Here is a 24,855-nt window from a genome sequence, read left to right on the forward strand (position 1 = left end):
CGGATCAGCCCTCCTTTTCAATCTTGGAAAGGCAGTCGCGCAGCGCCAGCCCATATTCATACTTCGCCGGACAGGCAAAGCCGACAAGGCCCAGATCCTCTTCGTCCAGCTCCAGCGCACCCAGCGCCTGTGCGGTATCTGTGTCCATCACCAGCAATGCGCGCAGCAATTGGGTGGGCAGATAATCCTGCGGCATCAACTGCTCGAACGTGCCGGTCGGCACCATCGCGCGGCGACCACCGTTCAGGTTCGAGGTAAATGCAAACAGCTTCTTGGCGAATGCCGATCCCAGAACCGGCTGCACCGCGTATTTCGAGGGCATCGGAAGGATCCAGCCCAGAGTGTGCTGATCATGATCTTCACGAATGATGGTGATCTGACGCGCGAAACGGCTCAGATACGCGTGTGGACCTTCGGCATGGCCGCCAGACAAGATCGAACCAGAGATGATACGCGCCACGCCATCGACATTGACCTCGTCGCGGGTCAGATCGTCGGTTGAGGCGCCCATGACGGTCCGGATCAGGCGCGGTTGCCGTGCCCCGGGGCCGCTCAGCGCGATGACAACGCTGGGGTCCAGATGTCCGGTCTGCATCAGGCGGCCAATGGCGATCACATCCTGATAGCCGATGGTCCAAACCTGTTTGTCGCCGGCCAGCGGCTCAAGGAAATGGATGTGCGTACCGGCCAGTCCCGACGGATGCGGTCCTGAGAAAGCCGCCGCTTCTACACCCGGCAGATCAGTGCCCGGAATCGAGTCGCCGTCTTTCTGACACAGGTAGGTTTTGCCTTCGGTCAGTTTTGCGACCGCCTCAAGGCCTTTGGCAAAAGCTTCGCCGGCGTCTGCAATGATCAGCGCAGCGTCACCTGCCAGAGGGTCGCTGTCCATCGCCGTAACAAAGATTGCGGCAGGCTTGGTGCCCGGCTCGGGCATTTTCGAATATGGCCGTGTCCGGAATGCTGTCCACAGGCCAGCGGCGCAAAGCTTCGCAGTCACACCCTCGGCTGTGTCGGCATCGCCGATACCCGAGAAATCCACACCGTTGTCGTTGGCGTCCGAAACCTCGATCACCACGCTTTGCAAAACGCGGCGTGCGCCCCGGTTGATGGCAACCACTTTACCGCTCAGCGGCGCGACCATCATCGCGTCTGGCGCATCCTTGTGACAGAACAGCGGAGTGCCGCGCTGAACCTGATCACCTTCCTGCACCAGCATACGTGGTTTGAGACCTATATAGTCCCCGCCCAATACGCCAACACTCGAGTATTCTGGCCCCGGTTGGATTTTCTGTTCGGGTGCACCTTCTACCGGTAGGTCCAACCCTTTCTTCAGTTTGAAAGTTTGCATGTCGCTACGTTCTTCCAAGCCTCTTTCCTGTGCCTGCTATCCCTGACCGATCGAAGGTCGGCACCAGATAGCGCGAATCTTTCAGCCGGGGTGGTCGCGATTGCGTCATAAACCGACTGGAATCCGCTAGCGTAATTCCGATCACGGCCCCTTTACGCGGGGATGACACTAAACGCAAACCCGTTCCCGCTCAATTCTGGGAATTGGGTTCACTTTAAACTGAATTGATCGATCAGGTGTCCAAAATCTCACAAACCAATTTGCGTATCGCGCCTTCTGTCCATCCGGTGTAAGCATCCGGAATGGAAAAAACTGACCTCGAAATATTTCTGGTGGCAACACCCGGGCTGGAAGCGCCTTTGTGTGCCGAAGCAAGCGAACATGGGTTTGCAGATGCCAAGGCAGTACCAGGCGGTGTATCTTGTCGAGGTAACTGGGCCGAAGTCTGGCGCGCCAATCTGCAACTTCGGGGTGCGAACAAGGTACTTGTGCGTCTGGGTTCATTTCCGGCGGTTCACCTTGCGCAGTTGGACAAGCGAGCTCGCAAGTTTCCGTGGGCTGAATTTTTGCGGCCCGATGTCCCGGTAAAGGTCGAGGCGACCAGTCGCAAATCGCGAATCTATCATGCAGGGGCGGCCCGACAGCGTATTGAAACAGCGATTGCAGAAACACTTGGTGCACCGATCTCGTCGGATGCCAATGTGCGGGTGATGCTGCGCATCGAAAAAGACCTCTGCACCTTCTCGGTCGATACGTCTGGTGATCCACTCCACAAACGCGGGCACAAAACCGCGGTCGCCAAGGCGCCAATGCGCGAGACTATGGCGGCCATGTTTCTGCGTGAATGTGGATTCGACGGAACCCAGCCCGTGCTGGATCCCATGTGCGGCTCTGGCACCTTCGTGATCGAGGCTGCCGAGATCGCCCTGGGTCTGCTTCCCGGTCGAACACGCCGATTTGCTTTTGAGGAGCTTGCAACCTTCGACAGCGCCGCATGGCAAGGCATGCGCAGCGATGCGCAGCCCGACACAACAGATCTGCTGTTTCTGGGGTCCGACCGAAACGCGGGCGCAATCGAGGCTGCACCAGCCAATGCCGAACAGGCAGGAGTTGGTGCTGTTACCAGGTTCCAGCACCGCTCGGTCAGTGACATCAAGCCGCCCGAAGGACCTGCCGGTATCGTGATAGTGAATCCGCCATATGGCGCGCGTATCGGAGATGAGAAGCGGCTGCGATCTCTGTACGGTAGTCTTGGTAAGGTATTGATGTCCCGATTCCACGGTTGGCAGGTCGGAATAGTGACCAGCAACCAATCCCTCGCCCGCGCGACCCGACTGCCTTTGTTGCCCGCTGGCCCGGTGGTCGATCACGGCGGCACCAAAATACGACTATATCGCACAGAAGCCTTGCCATAGTGGCCTAGAATGCCGCCAATCGCGCGGCTTTTCAGCTGCGTTTTAATGGTCGATCACGGTTTTCCTTCACGGCATCAATTCGTCCAAACCTAGCGAAAATCCCCCTTGCGCATCTACATTACCGGGTATAGATCACCCGCCACGGTCGGAGTGTAGCTCAGCCTGGTAGAGCACTGTCTTCGGGAGGCAGGGGTCGGAGGTTCGAATCCTCTCACTCCGACCAATAAAACAAGGCGCCCTAGGGCGCTTTTATTGTTTTTGAGACAGTGATCCGAGGTTCGATGAACCTGAGCATTAGTCGAACTCTAACGCACTGGCAGCTTTAGGCAGGTACCCGGGGCTATAGCGACGCTGACAATGGGGATTGCGACGGGAAAAACTCAAACAGAAAAGATGTTTAGCCAGTTGGGAACAAATCATTCTGACTCGTTCTTTCTATCCGGGCGGAAAAACAGCGGTCTTTTTTACCGTTCCATAGACAAAGCTGGTATCGATCGAGGCTATTCCACCGATCGGATGAATTCGGTGACGAATAAATTCCTCGTAGGCCTCGAGATCCGATACCAAAACCCGCAACTGGTAGTCCATTGCGCCGGTCAGCACGTGGCATTCAAGAACTTCATCGATCATCCGAACGCGTTTCTCGAAGTTCTGAACGTCCGTTTCATTGTGTCGCTCTAACCGGATACGTACGAAGACGGTAATGGCCATCCCATACGCGGCAGCGTCAACGTCGGCGCTGTATCCCTTTATCACTCCGTTGGCTTCTAGGTTTTTGACCCGGCGCAAACACGGCGAGGGAGACAAGTTCACCTCGTCGGCAAGATCCTGGTTCGTCATGCGCCCGTCCCTCTGCAGCGCTCGAATGATCTGCCTGTCCTTAGCGTCCATTTTACCCTCTTGTTTGGCAGAATATGCCAATTGAACCAATCAAATTGATATATTTCGCAACCAATGGCCCAAAGTAAAGGCGCAAACTGCGCTCCAACATGTATCAGGAGCTTGCAATGACTCGTTCAACCGGATTTGCCACCCGCGCCATTCACCACGCTTACAACCCTTTGGAAAATGACGGCGCACTGACGCCACCGCTGCATTTGACGTCCACGTTTTCCTTCGAAACCGCAGAGGCTGGTGGAGAGATGTTCGCGGGCGAGCGTGAAGGTCATATCTACAGCCGTATTTCAAACCCCACATGCGACCTTCTTGAACAACGCATTGCCGTGCTTGAGGGGGCCGAGGCTGGGCTGGCTCTCTCAAGCGGCATGGGGGCGATCACAGCAGTGCTCTGGACCCTGCTGTCGCCAGGTGACGAAGTCATCGTGGACAAAACGCTCTATGGCTGCACCTTCGCCTTCATGCGTCACGGTTTGGCGAAATGGGGGGTCACGATCACACACGTCGACATGACAGACCCCGAGAACCTGAAAGCGGCTGTTTCTGACAAAACCCGCGTGGTTTATTTCGAAACCCCGGCCAATCCGAACATGCGATTGGTGGACATCGCCGCCAGCGCCGAAATTGCGCACTCGGTCGGTGCAACGGTCGTCGTCGATAACACTTATGCCAGCCCCTATCTGACCCGTCCGATCGAGCACGGCGCAGATATCGTTCTACACTCCGCTACCAAATATCTCGGCGGACACGGAGATGTGGTGGCCGGGCTGGTTGTAGGAACCGCTGAACAGATTGCTGAAATCCGCCTTGTTGGGATGAAGGACATGACAGGTGCAGTGATGGCTCCTTTCAACGCGATGTTGATCCTGCGAGGGCTAAAAACACTGAACCTGCGTCTGGATCGTCATTGTGACTCTGCCAAAGTCGTCGCGGACTTCCTCGAAGCGCACCCCGCCGTCGGTGAGGTTTATTTCCCCGGTCTTGAGAGCTTCGCACAGCACGATGTAGCGCAGCGACAGATGTCCCAACCGGGCGCTATGATAGCGTTCGAGATCAAATCCGGTCTGTCCGGTGGGATCGAGTTCATGAACCGCCTGAACATGATCCAGCGTGCGGTGTCCTTGGGCGACGCGGAAACACTGATCCAACACCCGGCATCCATGACTCATTCGACATATACGCCGCAAGAGCGGGCCGAGCATGGGATCAGTGATGGCCTGATCCGTCTGTCCGTCGGGCTAGAGGATGTCGAAGATATCCTTACAGACCTGGAGCAAGCTTTGCCCTACCCTGCCCGCAGCGCCGCCTGAACCCGGAGACCACCATGCACATTGATCCCACCCAACTAAAGATCGTCGAACAGCGCCTGCTGTGGTTGTCTCATTGGATGATCCACCATGCCAACCATGTCCGAACAAAGGTGGATGGGATCAAGATCGGTGGCCATCAGGCTTCGTCTGCTTCGATGGTATCGATCATGACCGCGCTCTATTTCTCGGCCTTACGCCCTGAGGACCGGGTTGCAGTAAAACCGCATGCCTCGCCGGTGTTTCATGCGATGCAGTATCTCATGGGTAATCAGACCCGCGAGAAGATGGAGAATTTCCGCGGATTTGGCGGTGTGCAAAGTTATCCCAGCCGGACCAAGGACATTGACGATGTTGATTTCTCGACCGGGTCTGTGGGTTTAGGCGTCGCGATCACCTCGTTTGCCTCGATCATTCAGGATTACATCAATGCCAAAAGCTGGGGCTCAGATGCTCCGATGGGACGTATGGTAGCCTTGGTAGGCGACGCCGAACTGGATGAAGGCAACGTCTATGAGGCATTACAAGAAGGCTGGAAAAACGACCTACGAAACACGTGGTGGATCATCGATTACAACCGGCAGTCTCTGGACGGTATCGTCCGGGAAGGACTGTTTGAACGGATCGAGAAAATCTTCGATGCGTTCAGTTGGGATGTCGTTCGTGTGAAATATGGTGTCTTGCAACGCGCTGCCTTCGACGAGCCCGGCGGAGACCGCCTGCGTGATTGGATAGACGCTTGCCCCAACCAGGATTACTCCGCTTTGACTTTCATGGGTGGTGCGAATTGGCGACAGCGCCTCATGGACGATCTGGGGGATCAGGGGGATGTGACCGCTCTGATCGAACGGCGCACGGATGCAGAGCTCGCGGCCCTTATGGAAAACCTGGGCGGCAACTGCGTCGAGACTATGGCCCAAACATTTGCCGCCATCGATCATGATAGCCCGACATGCTTCTTGGCCTACACAGTCAAAGGTTGGGGCACCCCTATTGCAGGCCACAAGGACAATCACGGCGGGCTGATGAACAACAGCCAGTTCGCCGCGTGGCAGTCACATATGGGTGTGCCAGAAGGCGAAGAATGGGAGCCGCTTGTGACGGTGCAAGACCCAGACGCGCTCAAGAGTTTTCTGGCCAGCACCCCGTTCTTTGCCAAAGGTCCGCGCCGCTATTTTGATGACAAGCTGGATGTGCCGACCATCGAGATCGACACCAGTCGCGAAATCTCGACACAGATGGCGTTTGGCAAGATCCTTGACGATCTGTCAAAAGGCGACGGCCCAATGGCCGAACGCATAGTGACGACCTCCCCAGATGTGACAGGCACGACAAGCCTTGGTCCTTGGGTCAACCGACGCAAACTGTTCGCCCGATCCGAGCAAGCCGATGCCTTCATAGAACACCGGATTCCTTCGACGGCGAAATGGGAATTCACGCCGGAAGGGCAGCATATCGAGCTTGGTATCGCCGAAATGAATCTCATGTTGCTTCTTGGAGCGGCGGGTCTGTCGCATTCCCTGTTCGGTAAGCGGCTGATCCCAATTGGCACCGTCTATGATCCATTTGTCAGCCGCGGCCTCGATGCACTGAATTACGCCTGTTATCAGGACGCGCGTTTCATGCTGGTTGGCACACCCTCCGGCGTCACACTCGCACCAGAAGGTGGAGCACACCAGTCCGTTGGCACACCGCTCATCGGGATGAGCCAAGACGGGTTGGCCGCTTTTGAACCCGCCTTTGCCGACGAGCTGGCGGTGATTATGGAATGGGCCTTCGACTACCTGCAGCGCGATGGTGAAGGACAGCCCGACGAGCGCACATGGCTGCGCGATGAAACCGGAGGGTCTGTCTACCTGCGCCTGACGACCAACCCGATTGAACAGCCTGGAAAGCGTGTCGACGATGAGTTCCGCCAAGGCGCCATCGATGGGGCTTATTGGTTGCGAAAACCCGGGCCCAATTGCGAAGTTGTGATCGCCTATCAAGGAGCAGTCGCGCCGGAGGCAATCACGGCCGCCGGTATGATTGGTGAAGGCCGTCGCGACGTAGGTGTATTGGCCGTGACATCCGCAGATCGCCTGAATGCCGGATGGACCGCCGCGCAACGAGCGCGTTCTCGCGGCAACCAAGCGGCACGCTCTCACATCGAAACCCTGATGTCCGACCTTCCGCCACACTGTAAGCTTGTCACCGTCATCGATGGTCATCCTGCAACTCTCTCCTGGCTTGGGGCGGTGCTTGGACATCAAACCATCCCCATGGGCGTCGAGCATTTTGGTCAGACCGGAACAATCGGCGATCTATATCGCCACCACTGCATTGACGCAAACGCTATTCTGGAGAAAGTAAGTGGCCTGACCCATGGCAGGACTCTTCACCGTGCATAAGTGGGCTGGATCTGGGCAATAGTGTAGGGAACAAAGTAGCACTGAACATACAGTACGCTCCAGTTCTGTGACTGGATGACATTCGGCTGAGTTGACACCCTTCCTTAACTTGAGCGAACCATCCCGGTTGCCCCTTGTGCAGGAGATCGAAAATGAGCGTCAAGTTGATCGAGGAATTCAACGTTACAGATGATGGTTGGGTTCCGGAATATGCGGCTAACGTCCACAATCTGGTTGAGAAGCACGGCGGCGGCTATCTTTCACGCAGCGGAAACATTGAGGCCCTCGAAGGTGAAATAAATAACTGTACGTTGATCGCCATCCTTGAATTCCCATCCAGGACGGCGCTCGAAAGCTTCCTCACCGAGCCTGACTATGCGCCTTACGGGAAGACTCGACAATTGGGGAGCGTATCGAATTTCCACGTCATTGGTGACACTAACATTGCAGGAGTTATTCCATACTTGAGGGCTGCTTGACTTAAGAAAGCCAGACATAGGTCAAAGCGGTGATTGGGGCGCGGCGCAGCTTTAGTCCTTTTGGGTTTTCAGCTTCCGTTCGCTCAGGGTCACAGGTGTGCACGCTAACTACCGAGCCACCCATGACTCATTCCTTGGGGTTCGCGGTGGCTGCAATGAGAAGTTGATTTGGGCTACTCAGCAGCTTTCGGGTAGATGAACCCGTTCACCGGGTAAAGACTGCCATATTGACCTGGCTGGCTTTCGACCCGGACCAACGTCCAATCATTGTTTTTGGATATATCCTTGACGCCCATCTTCAAAGACACCTTGTTGCGGTGCCAATTGGCATGATTCACGATGACTTCCCGGTCAGTGACAATACTGGATACGACCGCCACATGGCCCAAAGGCATACCGCGGGTTGCCCGGAATGACATCACTGCACCGACAACCGGTTCATTGCCTCGCTGAAAGATATTGTGCGCCTTGCCCCACCAGTCCTTGGCGTTGCCGCGAATTTCGATGCCACTGAGATTTCGTGCGTAGGGCACACACCAAACTCTTTGCCCACGTGCCCGTTTTTTTGAAACCTCTTGCAGCGCCATTGCTTGGCGTTCCGGATCGAGATCCACGTCGTTAGGGTTCTTTGCGCAGGCAGAGACGAGAACAATAAATCCCAGCGCAATCGCAGCGCGGGTGGCGCCGGTCAGGCGCGGCCAAATCGTGTTGGTTTTGCTAATGCTGATCTGCAAGAGACTTAGTTGCCGGTTTGAGTGGTTAGGGTGTTTTACGGCGATTTATCGGATTATAAAAAGAGACCCGTCAATTCCCCGGCAGGAATTTGCCAGTTCACTATGTCGCATTTTTGCCACTAGCTGAGCCTGAATAGGCAAATAGCTTCAGCTTAAGTGCAAAGACATCGGTTACAGGTGAGCTCAATCAAGGTCTCTCTTTTTTGGATCATAGCACCCTGTGAATAGCGTTCTTGGACTGTCGACCTTGGTTCGCCCACACGAATTTACGCGTTATCGCCATCCGTGGTGCCAGGCACAACAAATTCGGCGAATGGACACAGAGTTTCTGTAAAATCTACTGCTTCGGGCCCACACCTACCGAATAGTGCAACCTGCACCAAACGCGGGTGGGCGCTGACATTGACATGCAATTATGCCCGCGCCCGACCTAAAGGTTGTGCCGGTCGCCTGAGTTGGCTGCACATCAAAAATGTGGCGACAAACGTGTCGCGTCGGATTCTGCAAAATCATTTCGCATTCCTGCATGTGGAGAAACGATCACTCGAAAAAAATAGCGGCAAAGGAGATCACCAACATGACTACCTCTGCCACAGCCACAAGAGCCCGCGCCGGAGGGCGTTCAGCCCGTCGGGCACAGCGGACAGCACCAAAATTTGATATGCTTCCCGGCCTGAAGCGCAACATCCCGAATTGCGAAGTCATGGATGCCGACCAGGTTGAACGCATTGATAACGCGTCAATGGACATCCTGGAAAACGTAGGAGTTCAGTTTCGTGACCCAATCGCACTGGAGGACTGGAAGAAAGCCGGTGCAAAGGTAGAGGGCGAACTTGTTTATCTGGATCGCCATCTCGTACGCGAACTGATTTCCACCATCCCGTCTGACTTTACCTACCACGCGCGCGACCCTCACAAAAATGTCCGCCTGGGTGGCAACCATTCGATCTTTGTCCCGATGACGGGGGCTCCTTTCCTACGAGATCTGGAGGACGTGCGCCGCAATCCGACGCTGGATGACCTTGCGATGTTTCACAAGTTGGCACACATGATGCCAGCGCTGCACAGTTCGGCCCATCATATTGTCGAGCCGTACGACCATCCGATCAGTCAGCGGCATCTGCGGATTACCTATTCGTCAATGAAGTATTCTGACAAAACGTTCATGGGCATGACGACCTCTCCCAAGAACGCCGAAGACGTGATGGAAATGTGCGCCATCCTGTTCGGTGAGGAGTTTTTGGATACCCATCCGGTTACCACCGGCAATTGCAACGGTAACTCGCCTCTGGTTTGGGATGAAACCATGCTGGGTGCGATGCGCGCGTTCTGTCGGCGCAATCAACCGGTTCTTTGCTCGCCCTTTGTGCTGGGTGGTGCCAACACGCCCGCATCAGTGCCCGCAACGGTGGCGCAGTTGAATGCCGAGGCACTGTCTGCACTGGCCTATACGCAGGTTATTCGCAAAGGCGCACCCGCTATCTATGGTCATTATCTGTCGACAGTTTCGATGAAATCGGGTGCTCCGATGGCGGGCACACCCGAGATCAGCCTGATGAACTTCATGATCGGCCAAATGGCCCGGCACTATGAGGTTCCTTGGCGGACCTCGAACACACTTGGTGGTGCCAAGACGTTCGATGCGCAGGCTGGGTACGAGTCTGCCACTACGCTTCAAGCCGTCATTCATTCTGGTGCCAACTACATCTGGCATAGCGCAGGCTGGAACGAGGCTGGAATGCACTGCTCGGTCGCAAAATTCATCGTAGATGCTGAACAATGTGCAATGGCTTATCGCATGGCCGAAGGTCCCAAATGGCATGACTTTGATGAGGCTGTATCAGCGGTCCCGGATGTAGGGCCTGGCGGACATTATCTGGGTCACCCTCACACACAACAGAACTTTCAGGATGCGTTCTTTATGCCAGAACTGTTCGACAATAACTCAATCGAACAGTGGGCTGCTGAAGGCGAAGTCGAGATTACCGAGCGGGCTTTGAAACGTGCGCGCAAACTGCTCGCTGAGTATGAAGAACCCAAATTGGACGAAGCAAAGAACGAGGCTCTACTCGACTACATAGCGCGCAGAGAGCGCGAGATCCCCGCAGCGGACGAGTTGAACCAGACCTATTGAAGGACACGGTTTCTACCGCTCGCGGACACGGGGGCGGTTTCCTCAATTGCTTTGAAAGATCCAGCCATGAAGATTGCCGAGCTACATATCTACAGCCACGAATTGCCGGTAAAAGACGGCCCTTACACGATGGCAAATGCCCAAGTGTGGTCGCTGAATACGACCTTGGTCAAACTGGTAACGGATACCGGATTGATTGGTTGGGGTGAAACCTGTCCCGTTGGCCCCACCTACGCTGAATCACACGCGGGTGGCGCACGTGCGGCGCTTGCAGAGATGGGTCCGGGATTAATCGGCACCGAGATTCTGCCGCTGCCTGTGCACCGTCAGATGGATAAATTGTTGAACGGTCACAACTATGCCAAGGCGGCGATTGATATCGCTGTGCATGATGCATTGGGCAAACATTTGGGTATCAGTGTCGCGACATTGTTGGGTGGGGCCACGACGGACAAAATACCATCCTATTATGCAACTGGTGTTGGTGAACCGGACGACATCGCAAGACTGGCAGCTGAAAAGGTCGCCGAAGGTTTCCCCCGCTTACAAATCAAGGTTGGCGGTCGCCCGGTTGACCTGGATATCGAAACCATCCGCAAAGTCTGGGAGGTAGTACGAGGTAAGGGTATACGCCTGGCAGTCGACGGCAACAGGGGCTGGACCACCCGCGACGCTCTGAGGGTCAGCCGCGAATGCCCTGACATCCCATTTGTGATGGAACAGCCCTGCAATACGATTGAGAATATTCAGATGATCCGCCCTCAAGTAGGTCACGCCATTTACATGGATGAAAGTGGGGTGAACCTGAATGCTGCGGTCACGGCTGCTGGCACTGGTCTGGTCGACGGGTTCGGCATGAAGATTACCCGCATCGGTGGCCTGCAGCCGATGCGCGCTTTCCGCGATCTTTGTGAAGCACGGAATCTTCCCCACACCTGTGATGACAGTTGGGGGGGCGACATCATCGCCGCGGCCTGCAGCCATATAGGCGCGACAGTCCGTTCCGATCTGTTAGAGGGGGTTTGGCTTGCTCAACCTTACATCGAAGGTCACTACGACACCGAAAAAGGTATTCAAATCAAAGATGGGCATATCTCGGTTCCAACGGGAAGCGGGCTGGGCATCCAGCCTGATGAAAGCAACTTTGGCGCACCCGTGGAGTCGTTCGCATGACCGGAAGTAAATTGGACCTTGAGGGCAAGAAAGCCCTGGTGACGGGTGCGGCTGGTGGCTTGGGTATCTCCATCGTCAGCCAGCTAAGGTCTGCGGGCGTTCACGTCGCCGTAGCGGATCGCTCGGTTGCAGATGTCGAGGCCGAAGCGCATCTGCCCGGCGATCTGTTGGACCCGGCATACTCGGACGAATTGCCTAAGGCCGCCGCTGATTTGCTGGGCGGGTTAGATATCGTGATCAACAATGCAGGGGTGATCACACGCGGACCGGTCACGGATACTTCGGATGCAGACTGGTCATTGTCTGTGGGGGTGAATGTCGAGGCTCCGTTCCGTATTTGCAGGGCGGCAATTCCGATCATGGCGCAAAACGGTGGCGGGGCGATTGTTAACACCGGCTCGTGCTGGGGATTGAGGCCGGGTGGCAATCACGCGCTTTATTGCATGACCAAGGCTGCCATCGCATCGCTGACGCAATGTATGGGGATGGATCACGCGCATCAGGGCATTCGCGTCAATGCGGTTTGCCCGAACGAGGTGAACACGCCGATGCTGCGCACCGGTTTTGCCAAACGTGGCTTCGATCCGGATACAGCGGTGGCAGAACTTGGGCAAACGGTTCCTTTGGGCCGGATTGCCGAACCCGACGATATCGCGGACGTGGTTATGTTTCTCGTCTCCGATGCATCGCGATACATCTGTGGATCGCTGGTCGAGGTTAATGGTGGGAAGCCGGTATCATGAACCGGTTTGCTGGAAAAATCGCGCTGGTCACCGGCGGGCGCAGCGGAATTGGACGAGCGATTGCCAAGCGGTTGCGGCAGGAGGGTGCCCGCGTATTCACGGCACAGCGCGGACCGGAGGTAGAGTTTGAAGGGATCGAAGTGGACCTTGGCAATCTCGACGGCCCCAGCGCCGTGGTCTCTCAGGTCATTGAGGCAGCAGGTAAGCTCGACGTAGTGGTGAACAACGCCGGGATGATGCAGGAATCCACTGTCGAGGATATGTCGGTTGAGGACTGGCAGAACAACCTGATGGTCAACCTGACTGCGCCGTTCCTGATGATTAAAGCAGCGCTGCCATATTTGCGCAAAACTCGCGGCAGCATCGTCAACGTTGGCTCGATCGAAGGGCTGGGAAGTAATCCTGGCCACGCGGCCTATTGTGCGTCAAAGGCCGGATTGCACGGTCTGACCCGCGCCGTGGCTGTGGATCACGGGGCCGAGGGTATACGCTGCAACGCGATTGCTCCGGGGTGGATCGACACTGAACTCAACATGAGCTTCATCAACTCCATGCCGGATCCCGAGGCGTTTCGCCGAAATCTCGGAAATATCCATCCCGTCGGCCGAACCGGAACGCCGGATGAGGTCGCTGCGCTCGTGGCCTTTTTGGCCGCAGAAGAATCCGGCTTCATCACTGGACAGGTTTATACTGTCGACGGCGGTCGCATGGCCAAGCTAAGCCTGCCCTGATTGGCTTTGGTTGCGCCGCTGCTATTCGTCACCGGCGCGCCATTCTTTCCAACGCAGAACCATGTTGGCCCCGATTTCTCGGAAAGGCTGTGGCGGTAGGCGCCTTGGTTTGTCTGCGCCAGAAAAAAACCGAGTGATGTCCGAGCTGTGCCCGCAGGCCATCTCTGCCGCTGCAATCCCTGTCAGAGTACCGCGCGCTGTTCCCAGCCCATTCTGCACACAGCCGGAAAAAACACCCTCGTCGATCTCGCGCGCAACTGAGACACCATTGAGGCTGAGGCAAAGATGGCCCGCCCATTTGTATTCCATCTGTATTCCCGCAAGCTGTGGGAACCTCTTGTCGAATTTGCGCTGCATGACTTTCGTCGCCCGGGTTAGATCGGTCTTGGAAACCTTCATGTCGGGGCGCAAGGTAGCGCAGGTGCGGGTGATGATGCGATTGCCACCCTGTCCAGTATCGATCCGACGCATGGTGGTGCCCATCGGGTCCGATGGGGTCACGCCCCAGCGCGATTGTCCACCAAGACGCGACAGATCACCTTCGTCCAACTCCGGCGTCATAACGGCATACAGGAAGAGCTGCATCAATCGTCCCCGTTCGATACCAAAGCTTTCCAGATGACCATTGACGGTCAACAAGACTGCTCCTGCGCTGACCGAGCCACGATGCGTTTTGACAAGCCATGCATCACCCTGTTTTTCGAACCCGATAACGGCTGAATTTTCGCAGACCTTCACGCCATCCCCGGAAAGGCCGGCACTCAACCCGCGAACGTAACCCGCGGGTTGCAGCATCACGGTACCTGGCGTGTAAAGTCCGGAAACGTAGTGGCGTGATCCGGTCAGTTCATACATCTGCTGTGCGTCCAGCATCTCGCTGGTTTCACCCAGTTCTGTCAGATGCTTGGCGTAACTTTCATTATGTGTCTGGCCGGCCGCACTGGCCGCGCCGTTCACCTTGCCAACCGGATCGAAGTAGTTCGGGTCGATCTGGTATTCCTCGACTGCACCGCGGGCAAATGCGATGGCTTGTCGGTTCAGCGCAATCACCGCCTTGTCGTCCCCCGAACCAGAGTAATCCGACGAGGACAGATCATGAGGCAGGTCGATCATGAAGCCTGAGTTGCGGCCAGCCGCACCCTCAGCCACGCGCCCTGCTTCCAATACGACAACCATGGCGTCTGGCTGCAATTGCAGCAGACGACGGGCTGCTGTCAGACCTGCAAACCCTCCACCAACTACGGCGAAATCGGCGGTTATGTGGGTATCTAACTCTTGTGCCGGTGGCTGGCTGCCCAAAATGGCATTCCAGGCAGCCGCCCCACGATGGACAGGTTGTTGTCGCGCGGAATAGCTACTCAATCCACAGCCTCATCCGCATCATCGGCCAGATCAATCCAGATGGTCTTCAGCTGAGTGTACTGGTCGTGGGCATGCACCGAGTTGTCGCGTCCACCAAATCCCGATTGCTTGTAACCGCCAAAAGGCGTGGTGATGTCGCCCTCGCCAAAGCTGTTGACGGTTACGGTTCCTGCCCGGATCGCGCGCGCGCCACGAATGGCGCGTTTAGCGTTCGCAGTGAAGATCGAGGCGCAAAGCCCATACTCGGTGTCATTGGCAATCCTGATGGCCTCATCGAACCCCGAGACTTCAATCACCGACAACACGGGACCAAAAATCTCTTCCCGCGCCAGGGGGGCATCGTTGCCGGGTACTTCGACCACGGTAGCTTCGACAAATCCGTTATCAGCCTTGCCGCCGACTAACACACTCTCGGCCTGATCCAGATAGCCGCAAACCTTGGTGTAGTGGCTATCACTTACCAGCGCGCCGATACGGGTCTCCGGGTCCAGCGGATCTCCGATGTTCCATTGTTTGGCGTGGTGTGCGATGCGCTCCAGCAATTCGGCCTTCACATCCTTATGCACGATCAGGCGCGACGAGGCCGAGCAGTTCTCGCCCATATTCCAGAACGCGCCATTCACCACGTGCGCAGCCACTCGGTCGAGGTTCTCGGCGTCGTCCATCACGATGGCGGGGTTCTTGCCGCCCATCTCCAGCACCACCTCCTTAGCGTTGCTTTCGGCGGAATAGGTCAAGAAGCGTTTGCCAGTGACAGTTGAGCCGGTGAAGGAGACCATGTCGATATCCATGTGCCGCCCGATGGGTTCACCAACTTCAGCCCCACCGCCGGGGACGATGTTCAGAATGCCACGTGGCAATCCGGCTTCCTTCGCCAACTCGGCCAGCCGCAGAGTGGTCAGAGAGGTCTCGGCTGCAGGTTTCACCACCACCGAACACCCTGCTGCCAGAGCAGGCCCAATCTTCCAGGCAAGCATCAGCAGCGGGAAGTTCCAGGGCAATACCAAACCCACAACGCCAATCGGTTCTCGGACCACCATAGCAATGTGATCGTCACTGGCGGGCGAGACCTGATCATAGATCTTGTCGATCGCCTCGGCGTGCCATTTCAGGCTGTGGATGGTTTCGGGCACATCCACGGTTTCACAGTCGAAGATGGTTTTACCGCTGTCTATGCTCTCCATCACCGCCAGTTCGCGGGCGTTGCGGGTTATCAGCTTGCATAGCCGAATCAGCACGTCTTTGCGATCGGAGGGGTGGAGCTTCGACCACCGGCCATCGTCAAACGCCTCACGCGCCTTTTCTACGGCGAAGTCTACATCCGCCGCGCCGCAGGCCGCGATGTCAGCCAGCTTTTCGCCAGTCGCCGGGTTAACAGTCTCAAAAGTCTCGCCAGAGATCGCCGGGCGGTACGCGCCATCAATGAAAGCGCCCGTGGGCAAGGTCAGGCCGGCAGCGATGGATTTGTATTCGTCCTGTGTCAGCAATTCCATGCCTTAACCCTCCGCCACGATATCTGCGATTGTCTTTTTCAGCACACGTGTCACCTGTTCCAGCGCGCGCTTGTCATCTTTGTTGAGGCCTTTCAGCGGAGGCCGCATCGCGCCCGCATCGAAACCGTTCATGGTCACGCCATGTTTGATGGTTTGAATGAACTTGCCACCCTGTTCGAGTACCCGCATCAGCGGCATCATTGCGGACATGATCCGACGACCCTTGGCAAAATTGCCTTCGATCACGCAGGCCTGATACAGCGCAACATGCTCGGCAGGCAGGAAGTTCGACCCTCCACACACCCAAAATGGTGCGCCCCATGCGAAGAACTCCAACGCTTGATCATCCATGCCGCAGCCAAGCTGGATATGGGGATAGTCGCGGGCCAGCAGGTGCACCCGATTGATATCGCCTGAACTTTCTTTGATGCCACAGAAGTTGCGACTGCGACCCACGCGGTCAAGGAACTCCTCACCCATCATTGTCCCGGTACGGTGCGGATAATTGTACAGCATCACCGGAAGATCGGCGGCCTTGTCGATGGCCAGTGCATTCAGTGCGTTTTCCCGGTCTGTCGGCACTGAATAAGCAGGGCTTGCAAGCAGGATCGCATCCGCTCCCAGTTCCCGAGCACCCTTAGCCAACGTGATTGAATCCGATGTCAGCATGGAACCGGTTCCGACAACCAGCGGCAGACGTCCCTTCAAACGTTCATGAGTGAAACGAGCGAGTTCCAGGCGTTCCTCTACGGTTTGCGCATAGTTTTCGCCGGTCGATCCCCCAGATATCAGGCCGTGCACGCCGTTTTCGATCAAATAGTCGATCACGTCATTTAACGCATCCCAATTGACGGCTCCGTCACTGTGATATGGCGTGACGACAGGGGTATAGATCCCCTCAAATCTGAATATCGGGTTCATTCAGTCCTCATGCTGGTTTTGATCGAGGTAACGCGCCCATCGGAACGTCCAAGGCCTCGGGCATTACAAACAGTTCGATCTGGTCGCGAGAAAGATTCCAGTGGTCTTCGGCCAGTTGAGCTGCTGCTGTTTCATCACGCGCTTCAATTGCAGCTATGATGGCATCGTGCTGCTGGCTGGCTTCTGACAGATTTTCCGACATCTCCGCAGTTTGCGGGCGGTAAAAGGTCATACCGATCCGGGAATGATCGATTAGCAGTCGGTTATAAGAGGGTAACAGATAGATATTCCCTGACATTTCGCCGGTTATCTCATGAAAGCGGTTGTTGGCCAGTGCTCGCTCTTCGCCCGAGCCACTACGCAACGCAGCCTTGAACGCTTCCTGGGACGTTTTGAGTTCTTCGATTTGGTCGGGCGTCGCATTCTGTGCTGCGAGGCGCAAGACAGCCCCATAGATCATAGGAGCGGCGAGAAAGAAGTCGCGCAGCGTCGTATAGGACATTTCAGATACGCGGGCGCTGCGGTTCGTGCGCAGATCCAGATAACCCTCACCCGCAAGCTGCCGGAAAACTTCGCGCAATGGCGTCCGGGACAGGCCAAAGGCGTCAGACAACTGCGCCTCATCCAGATCAGCACCTGGGCGCAAACGTAGAGTCAGGATCGACACCTTCAGGTGCTCTCTCAGCTCATCCTTCCGCTTCTTCGCCTCGTCTTTCATCGCATGTCCTCATGTTGCGTTGCCGGGATGCCAGAATGACGAATCGTGCGGCAAACACAATTGGCGCTCTGTGTGTATCTTTCAAAAATACAACTTGTACACAATAGGAATTTATGCAGCATACAAAAAAACTGGAGGAGGACAGCGCCGGTGGGCAGCAGTGTGGAAGAACCCGTGATCGATTGCCGAAATCTGTGGAAGATATTCGGGAAATACGCCGATGAGGCGATGAAAGCCGTTCAGGCGCAGGGACTTGGAAAGCTTGAGGTTCGGGATCAGTTCAACTGTGTAGTGGGTGTTCAGAACGCGACTTTCACTGTCAATCGCGGTGAAATCTTCTGCATCATGGGGCTTTCGGGATCCGGCAAGTCCACTCTGATTCGCCATGTGAACCGCCTGATCGAGCCAACTTCGGGGCAACTTTTTATCGAAGGTCAGGACGTGAACACCCTGTCCGCCCGTGACCTGCGCGAACTGCGTGCCGAGAAAATTGGCATGGTGTTCCAGAACATGGCGCTGATGCCCCACCGGACGGTTCTGGACAATGTTTCGTTCAGTCAGGAAGTACGAGGGCATGATGTACGCGAACGTCGCGAAAACGCTTTGCGCGCCATTGATGCAGTAGATCTGAATGGCTGGGATCAGAAATACCCGGACGAACTGTCTGGCGGCATGCAGCAGCGGGTTGGTCTGGCCCGTGCTATCGCCGCCGACCCGGCAATTCTCTTGATGGATGAACCCTTCTCGGCCCTCGATCCTCTGATCCGCCGGCAACTACAAGACAAATTCATGTCCCTGTCCGCCGAGATGAAGAAAACCACGCTGTTCATCACGCATGATTTGGACGAGGCCATTCGCATCGGTGACCGGATCGCGATCATGAAAGACGGAGCGCTGGTGCAGGTTGGCACACCCGAGGATATCGTGACCAATCCGGTCGACGAGTATGTTGCTGATTTCGTCGCGGGCATTTCCAAACTTGAGTTGATTTCGGCCGGCAAAATCATGGAACCCGTCGAGGCCTTCGAACGCCATAGCGGTCCGTTTGATGCAAGCGACTGGCCCGAAGCGCATCCGGATCATTCACTGGATGATCTGGTGAACCTGTCGATCTCCACCCAAAACCCGGTTGTGGTCAAGGCGGATGGCAAGGCTATCGGGATCGTGACCAAGAACGCCCTGCTGCGCGGCATTCAGGGCGATGTCGAAGACGCCAGCACCGTAAAGCACTGAGGACCAAACGTTATGGCAGATACGGAATTCAATATTCTAGACCCGTTTTCCTCGGTCGATCTTGGGCTGGCGGAATCGGCCGACGGTGTAAAGCAATGGGCAATTTCCAATCGTGGCATCATCCAACCGATCAAGAACTTCTTCAATGACCTGATAGTTGGCATAGACAACGGTCTGAATGCGGTTCCGCCGCTGATCATGTTGGTCCTGTTGGTCCTGATCGCGTGGCAGGCCGCAGGCCGCCGGGTCGCCATTCTGGTAGCTATCAGCATGACGGTGCTGGGCTTTCTGTCTCCGAATGCCTGGGGACTTGCGATGACGACGCTGGCGATTGTTATCTCGGCCGTTATCCTGTGTTTCATCATCGGTTTGCCACTTGGCATTCTGGCGGGCAAGAACGACCGGTTCGAAACCGCGATCCGTCCTGTTCTGGACACGATGCAAACCATCCCTGCCTTCGTCTATCTGGTGCCGGTCGTCATGCTGATCGGCATTGGCAACGTTTCGGGTGTCATCGTCACCATAATCTTCGCACTGCCGCCTCTGATCCGCCTGACCTCGCTGGGTATTCGCGGCGTGAATGCATCCGTGGTTGAAGCTGCCCGAGCTTTTGGTGCGAACCCCCGTCAGATTCTGTTCAAGGTCGAACTGCCTTTGGCGACACCAACCATTCTGGCTGGCGTCAACCAAACCATAATGTTGTCGCTGTCCATGGTCGTGATTGCATCGATGATCTCCGTCAAAGGGCTGGGTAACGAGGTTTTGCGCGCCATGGGTCGCCTGGATGCGGGCAAGGCGCTGGTTGGCGGCTTGGGCATCGTGATCCTCGCCATCGTCCTCGACAGAATTACGCAAGGCATGGGCCAATCCGGTCGCGAACGCGGCCATCGCCACTGGTGGCAAACCGGACCAGTGGGGGCCGTGATGCGCGTCTTTAACAAAACCTGAACTTCACAATTCAACAAACCCTAGGGAGGGAAATTCTATGCTCAAAACTAAAGCGATCGCGGCCTTTGCTGCGACCACAATGCTGACCAGCGTCGCATTTGCGTCTGACAAACCGGGCGAAGGCGTGACCGTTCGTCCGGTGATGGCGCCATCGGTCGAGGAAATCTTCCAACATCGCATCTTGTTTGCTGCACTCGAGGACCTGGGTTACGAGATCGCTGATCCGCAGGAAGTTGAATACCAGACGATCCACCTGGCCCTGGGTACCGGTGACGGTGATTTCACCGCCGTGCACTGGAACAAGCTGCACGACACGTTTTATCAGGAATCCGGTGGCGATGACGTTCTGGAAAAAGTCGGTACGCTGATTGACGGCGCGCTACAGGGCTATCTTGTCAACAAGTCGGCTTATGATGCGGGCGTCCAGAATCTGGGCGACCTGAAAGACCCGGAAAAAGCCAAGCTTTTCGACGCCGATGGCGACGGCAAAGCTGATCTGGCAGGTTGCGTGCCGGGTTGGGGTTGTGAGCGTGTGATCGAACATCAGTTGGATGAGTTCGGACTGCGTGACACCATTGCCCACAATCAAGGCGCTTATAACGCCATCATCGCAGACACGATCGCTCGCAACGCTGCAGGCGAAAACGTTCTGTACTATACTTGGACACCGTACTGGGTGTCAGGTGCGTTGGTTCCGGGCGAAGATGTGGAATGGCTGGCTGTTCCCTATTCCTCTCTGCCGGATGGGGCCACAGCGGAAACAACCTTTGACGGCAAAGATCTGGGTTTTGCAGTAGACAGTATTCGTGTTGTCGCCACAGATGATTTTCTGAACGCCAACCCCGCGGCAGCCAAGCTGTTCGAGGTAGCCAAGATCGACATCAACGACATCTCAGCGCAGAACAAGATGGTGTCTGATGGCGAAGACGGCTCGGAAGATATCGACCGTCACGTCGAAGCCTGGATCGAAGCAAACCGCGAAACTTACAACAGTTGGCTTGAAGCAGCGCAGGCTGCTGCTCAATAATCAAGTTTATCAGCCAAACTGGGATCTGCGCGGGCTGAAGCTCGCGCAGTTTCTTTCTGAGGGTGACGTAATCATGATCCAAGCTCAGACGCAGCACTACAACTTCATGCTGGTTGAGGAATTCTCGCATCTGGCGTTTTCCTGTGCCGTCGAACCATTGCGCATTGCCAACCTTGTCAGCGGGCACGAGTTGTACAAATGGACCTTTGCTTCGGAGCAAGGGGAAAAGGCCGTTTGTTCAAACGGATCTGTCACTTTGGTGCATTCAGGGTTCGATCTGCTTCCCAGATGCGATCAGATTTTTGTGCTCTCAGGCATACACATGCGCAATCACGTATCGCGTACCTTGCTGAGCAGTTTGCGGCGCGAGCGGGCCAAGGGAACAGCGATCGGCGCATTGTGTTCAGGTGCTTGGGTGCTTGCCGAGGCCGGGTTTTTGGATGGCATGCAAGCCGCGATCCATTGGGAATACCATGACGCCTTTATGGAGGCGTTCCAGGAGGTGAACCTGGTCCGCAGCGTCTTTGTGGCTGATGAAAAACACGTCACAGCTTCGGGTGGTACTGCTACTGCAGATCTGATGTTACATCTGATCGAGCGTGACCACGGCTATGACTTGTCTGTCGCCGTGGCGGATCAGATGGTTTACAACGCGGTCCGGAATGCAACCGCCGAGCAACGCGTTTCTCTTCAGTCGCGCAACGGAATGCGGAATACGCATTTGGCAAAGGCGATCCAGATCATGCACGATCGCATCGAAAACCCGGTTTCGCCATCGGTCATCGCCGAGCAACTTGGGATTTCGACCAGGCAACTTGAACGTTTATTCGGGAAATACCTCAACGCATCGCCGAAAAAGTACTTTATGGAGATGCGGTTAGAGCGCGCACGACACCTTCTTATACAGACTGAGGCATCAGTAACGGATGTCGCTTTTGCTTGCGGCTTTGAAAGTGCAGGCCATTTTTCCCGCGTATACAGGGCGGCATTTGGCGTAACACCAATGCTGCAAAGAGGACGATTGGACTGAGATACGGCTGTCTCTTCGATCAACCCAGATAGTACAGGTTCCTGCCTTCGCGCTGTTGCTTACCGAACTGTCCTTTGGCACGCAGCAAAGGCAGCAAACAGTTTTCATCCGGCAACGATCGGGATACGCAAGCAATCTCTGGGTTCCGCCGGGTTGGCATCATGCCTCACATGCATAAACTGTTACCTTTTCGGATAACGGGTAAGGGCTCGTTCGACCAATTGAAGCGCCTGGCAGGGCATGGTGGCAGTGAGCCTAACTTCGTCAGCTTTCCACGCTGTATTTTCTTCTGATCTGGGGGGAGTTTAGAGCCCATAGGCTGCTCGAATACTTTCCAGGATTTGGGCGCAACTCAATTTCCTAATAAAACGCCTCTTGTTGATTGTTATACAATAACATAACAAGCATGTGTGCGGATTGTAGGATGTCAGATCCCACCTGCCCGACGATCCGTCCGATCCATCCAGATGAGGAATACACTTCATGCTAGACACCCGCCTTCCTGTCACCGTCCTCTCCGGCTTCCTAGGTGCTGGTAAGACAACTCTTCTGAACCGCGTGCTGAACAATCGTGACGGGCGACGGGTCGCTGTAATTGTTAACGACATGTCCGAGGTCAACATCGACGCCGACCTTGTGCGCGCCGATACAGAGCTATCCCGCACGGACGAAACGCTGGTGGAGATGTCTAACGGTTGCATCTGTTGTACGCTTCGCGACGATCTTCTGGATGAGGTCAGGAGATTGGCAACCGAGAACCGGTTTGACTATTTGCTAATTGAATCAACCGGAATTTCCGAACCACTACCCGTCGCTGCCACCTTCGATTTTCGGGACGCCGATGGAAATAGCCTCTCGGATGTTTCGCGGTTAGATACCATGGTCACCGTTGTTGACGCTGTGAATCTGCTAAGAGATTTTTCCAGCCACGACTTCCTGAGTGACCGTGGTGAGGTGCTTGGCGAAGAAGACGAGCGCACTCTGGTTCATCTGCTCACAGAACAGATCGAGTTTGCGGACGTTGTGATTTTGAACAAAATCACTGATGCCGGGCCTGATCGTGTGGACGCAGCACGCAAGATCATCCGGAGTCTGAATGCTGATGCTCAGATCGTTGAGACCGATCACTCTGATGTACCCGCAGATGCAATTCTGGACACCGGCCTTTTCGATTTCGAGAAAGCGCATGAACACCCAATGTGGGCCAAAGAGCTTTATGGGTTTGCGGACCATGTTCCCGAGACTGAAGAATATGGAGTAACAAGTTTCGTCTACCGCGCCCGGCAGCCGTTCGTACCTAAAAAAATTCTGACTGTTCTGAACGGGGAACTGCCCGGAGTAATCCGCGCCAAGGGTCATTTCTGGATTGCCACCCGTCCGGATTGGGTTGCCGAGTTTTCACTCGCCGGCTCTTTGTCTTCAGTCAAACCGCTTGGAACGTGGTGGGCAACTGTTCCGGAAGACCGGCGCCCGGATCACGAAAGCGCCCGCGCTTACATGGAGGCACACTGGCAAGAGCCATGGGGCGACCGGCGGCAGGAAATCGTGTTCATCGGAAGCGGCATAGATTGGCCAACTCTAAAGGCCCGGTTAGACGCAGCCTTGCTGCCCACGCAGGTTGCAGATCGACCCGAGAACTTACCAAACCTGCCCGATCCGTTCCCCCTGTGGCGACGCGCCGAGGCCGCAGCATGAACTATGCTCGTGAGATCATCGAAGATGCCGCAATCGGCGTCGGTGTCGCGAAAACGCCTGAGGGTTTGTCAGCAATCCATCACCCCGGTTGTGCTGCTGTGGTCTGGCGCAGGAACCCCGTGCACAGCTTTCAATCGTGGATCGACAGAATACCGCCTGAAAACCTGCCAAAAGCGCGATTGGTCCTGCGCCCGCGATCTGTTCGGCAGGCGGTTGCTGAAATATGTGAACTCTCCGGAACTCCAAAAGCCCAAGAATGCGACCGCTTGATTGATGACGTCACCGCGCTGTCGGAGATCTTCGCAGGTTTGATGAGCGCAGAATGGCTGCGCCTGCGCTTAGATGTCGTGACCACGAATGCCTGTCGTAGGTTTCACATAGATGCGGTCACTGCCCGCCTCGTCTGCACGTATCGCGGCACGGGTACTCAATATGGCATCTCCACCAACGGAGAGGATCCAGGTCGCGTCTTCACAGTTCCTACTGCTGCACCGATAATATTGCGAGGAACACACTGGCCTGAACAACCGAGGTCAGGCCTTTTGCATCGCTCGCCACCTATTGAAGGGTCCGGAGAAACGCGACTTGTGCTTGTCCTTGATCCGGTCGCAGATCCTGACGACGAATTCGACCAAGTCTTGATACACTGACTCAGTAAAAAAGACGGTCTTATCGAACCGATCAGGTGTTGGGAACGGAACTCGGCCCAATGCAAGGTGATCGCTTTGTCGCGATCACCTTGCATTTCTACTTGGTGCTGGAGGTCCAGAATGCGCAGTTGGCGAAGGGCCGCACCTGCAAATGACCGAAAATTGGACACTGGGGTTTTTGGGTTCCGAACTAACCCTCTGACCGCTGGTCAAAAAACCTCGCAGTGCAAGGCTGGTGCTTCCACGACGCGGATTCATATCCAAGCAGGTGTTCCACATAACCGAGACACTTAAGTACTTCCTGGCCGGCTTGGGCCGCATTTTGTATTGTGGCCAAGATGCTCCTAAAATCGGACCTTCAAGTCCGCCCGCATCAAAGCCATTTCGGCTGATAATTCTGCCCGTTACAAATTGCTGTATTCAACCC

At 55.8% G+C, this 24,855-nt stretch carries 21 protein-coding genes and 1 tRNA gene; 15 read left to right on the forward strand and 7 right to left on the reverse strand.

The genetic code is table 11. The features are described 5' to 3' along the window. Positions 1–4 precede the first annotated feature (4 nt). A complete protein-coding gene (locus ACR0CW_RS11235) occupies positions 5–1,348 on the reverse strand; it encodes a Na(+)-translocating NADH-quinone reductase subunit A (RefSeq protein ID WP_480741830.1) in 1,344 nt (447 codons plus the stop codon). A gap of 302 nt (positions 1,349–1,650) precedes the next feature. On the opposite strand from ACR0CW_RS11235, the gene ACR0CW_RS11240 reads away from it, so the two are divergent. Then, entirely contained in the window at positions 1,651–2,763 is a 1,113-nt protein-coding gene (locus ACR0CW_RS11240; protein ID WP_480787851.1) for a THUMP domain-containing class I SAM-dependent RNA methyltransferase, read from the forward strand. Positions 2,764–2,909: 146 nt separating this feature from the next. Next, a tRNA-Pro gene (locus ACR0CW_RS11245) sits at positions 2,910–2,986 on the forward strand. 212 nt (positions 2,987–3,198) lie between these two features. Here the strand turns inward: ACR0CW_RS11245 and ACR0CW_RS11250 are convergent. Then, positions 3,199–3,654: an Lrp/AsnC family transcriptional regulator gene (locus ACR0CW_RS11250; RefSeq protein ID WP_170554944.1), complete on the reverse strand. Its 456-nt coding sequence runs from the start codon at positions 3,652–3,654 to the stop codon at positions 3,199–3,201. Between the two features lie 116 nt (positions 3,655–3,770). On the opposite strand from ACR0CW_RS11250, the gene ACR0CW_RS11255 reads away from it, so the two are divergent. From ACR0CW_RS11255 to ACR0CW_RS11265, 3 genes are all read left to right on the forward strand, one after another. After that, entirely contained in the window at positions 3,771–4,970 is a 1,200-nt protein-coding gene (locus ACR0CW_RS11255; protein WP_480787852.1) for a methionine gamma-lyase, read from the forward strand. Positions 4,971–4,984: 14 nt separating this feature from the next. After that, complete coding sequence (locus ACR0CW_RS11260; RefSeq protein ID WP_480787853.1) at positions 4,985–7,357, forward strand: 1-deoxy-D-xylulose-5-phosphate synthase N-terminal domain-containing protein; 2,373 nt, start codon at positions 4,985–4,987, stop codon at positions 7,355–7,357. Positions 7,358–7,509: 152 nt separating this feature from the next. Further along, positions 7,510–7,836, forward strand: coding sequence for a DUF1330 domain-containing protein (locus tag ACR0CW_RS11265; RefSeq protein ID WP_480787854.1), 327 nt, complete (start codon positions 7,510–7,512; stop codon positions 7,834–7,836). Positions 7,837–8,009: 173 nt separating this feature from the next. On the opposite strand, the gene ACR0CW_RS11270 is transcribed toward ACR0CW_RS11265, so the two are convergent. After that, positions 8,010–8,570, reverse strand: a complete 561-nt coding sequence (locus ACR0CW_RS11270) for a CHAP domain-containing protein (RefSeq protein WP_254436821.1) — start codon at positions 8,568–8,570, stop codon at positions 8,010–8,012. Between the two features lie 577 nt (positions 8,571–9,147). Between ACR0CW_RS11270 and ACR0CW_RS11275 the strand changes: the two genes are divergently transcribed. From ACR0CW_RS11275 to ACR0CW_RS11290, 4 genes are all read left to right on the forward strand, one after another. Further along, the gene (locus ACR0CW_RS11275) at positions 9,148–10,704 is read left to right on the forward strand and encodes a trimethylamine methyltransferase family protein (protein ID WP_155148238.1); all 1,557 of its coding nucleotides are present in this window, start codon (positions 9,148–9,150) and stop codon (positions 10,702–10,704) included. A 66-nt stretch (positions 10,705–10,770) separates the two neighbouring features. Beyond that, positions 10,771–11,877, forward strand: coding sequence for a mandelate racemase/muconate lactonizing enzyme family protein (locus ACR0CW_RS11280; protein WP_480787855.1), 1,107 nt, complete (start codon positions 10,771–10,773; stop codon positions 11,875–11,877). Further along, complete coding sequence (locus tag ACR0CW_RS11285; RefSeq protein WP_480787856.1) at positions 11,874–12,620, forward strand: SDR family NAD(P)-dependent oxidoreductase; 747 nt, start codon at positions 11,874–11,876, stop codon at positions 12,618–12,620. Before ACR0CW_RS11280 ends, ACR0CW_RS11285 begins: the two co-directional genes overlap by 4 nt. Beyond that, positions 12,617–13,351: an SDR family NAD(P)-dependent oxidoreductase gene (locus tag ACR0CW_RS11290; protein WP_480787857.1), complete on the forward strand. Its 735-nt coding sequence runs from the start codon at positions 12,617–12,619 to the stop codon at positions 13,349–13,351. Before ACR0CW_RS11285 ends, ACR0CW_RS11290 begins: the two co-directional genes overlap by 4 nt. Before the next feature lie 21 nt (positions 13,352–13,372). Here the strand turns inward: ACR0CW_RS11290 and ACR0CW_RS11295 are convergent, their stop codons facing one another. Genes ACR0CW_RS11295 through ACR0CW_RS11310 form a run of 4 tightly spaced genes read right to left on the reverse strand, consistent with a single transcriptional unit; the run spans position 13,373 to position 17,845 of the window. Continuing rightward, positions 13,373–14,713: an NAD(P)/FAD-dependent oxidoreductase gene (locus tag ACR0CW_RS11295; protein ID WP_480787858.1), complete on the reverse strand. Its 1,341-nt coding sequence runs from the start codon at positions 14,711–14,713 to the stop codon at positions 13,373–13,375. Continuing rightward, complete coding sequence (locus ACR0CW_RS11300; RefSeq protein WP_480787859.1) at positions 14,710–16,206, reverse strand: aldehyde dehydrogenase; 1,497 nt, start codon at positions 16,204–16,206, stop codon at positions 14,710–14,712. Before ACR0CW_RS11300 ends, ACR0CW_RS11295 begins: the two co-directional genes overlap by 4 nt. 3 nt (positions 16,207–16,209) lie before the next feature. Beyond that, positions 16,210–17,127 carry a dihydrodipicolinate synthase family protein gene (locus ACR0CW_RS11305; RefSeq protein WP_480787860.1) on the reverse strand — a complete coding sequence of 306 codons (918 nt, stop codon included), beginning with the start codon at positions 17,125–17,127 and terminating at the stop codon, positions 16,210–16,212. A 7-nt stretch (positions 17,128–17,134) separates the two neighbouring features. After that, complete coding sequence (locus ACR0CW_RS11310) at positions 17,135–17,845, reverse strand: GntR family transcriptional regulator (RefSeq protein WP_170333300.1); 711 nt, start codon at positions 17,843–17,845, stop codon at positions 17,135–17,137. Positions 17,846–17,995: 150 nt separating this feature from the next. Between ACR0CW_RS11310 and ACR0CW_RS11315 the strand changes: the two genes are divergently transcribed. From ACR0CW_RS11315 to ACR0CW_RS11340, 6 genes are all read left to right on the forward strand, one after another. After that, the gene (locus tag ACR0CW_RS11315; protein ID WP_480787861.1) at positions 17,996–19,078 is read left to right on the forward strand and encodes a quaternary amine ABC transporter ATP-binding protein; all 1,083 of its coding nucleotides are present in this window, start codon (positions 17,996–17,998) and stop codon (positions 19,076–19,078) included. Positions 19,079–19,090: 12 nt separating this feature from the next. Then, on the forward strand, positions 19,091–20,026 hold the full coding sequence (locus ACR0CW_RS11320; protein ID WP_480741873.1) for an ABC transporter permease: 936 nt from the start codon (positions 19,091–19,093) through the stop codon (positions 20,024–20,026). Positions 20,027–20,063: 37 nt separating this feature from the next. Continuing rightward, the gene (gene proX / locus ACR0CW_RS11325; protein WP_480787862.1) at positions 20,064–21,053 is read left to right on the forward strand and encodes a glycine betaine/L-proline ABC transporter substrate-binding protein ProX; all 990 of its coding nucleotides are present in this window, start codon (positions 20,064–20,066) and stop codon (positions 21,051–21,053) included. A gap of 73 nt (positions 21,054–21,126) precedes the next feature. Continuing rightward, complete coding sequence (locus tag ACR0CW_RS11330) at positions 21,127–22,083, forward strand: GlxA family transcriptional regulator (RefSeq protein WP_480787863.1); 957 nt, start codon at positions 21,127–21,129, stop codon at positions 22,081–22,083. A gap of 483 nt (positions 22,084–22,566) precedes the next feature. Continuing rightward, positions 22,567–23,778, forward strand: a complete 1,212-nt coding sequence (locus ACR0CW_RS11335) for a GTP-binding protein (RefSeq protein ID WP_480787864.1) — start codon at positions 22,567–22,569, stop codon at positions 23,776–23,778. Beyond that, the gene (locus tag ACR0CW_RS11340) at positions 23,775–24,428 is read left to right on the forward strand and encodes a DUF1826 domain-containing protein (RefSeq protein ID WP_480787865.1); all 654 of its coding nucleotides are present in this window, start codon (positions 23,775–23,777) and stop codon (positions 24,426–24,428) included. The genes ACR0CW_RS11335 and ACR0CW_RS11340 overlap by 4 nt, the downstream gene beginning before the upstream one ends. Positions 24,429–24,855 lie beyond the last annotated feature (427 nt).

The organism is Ruegeria sp. CH6, assembly GCF_056537005.1.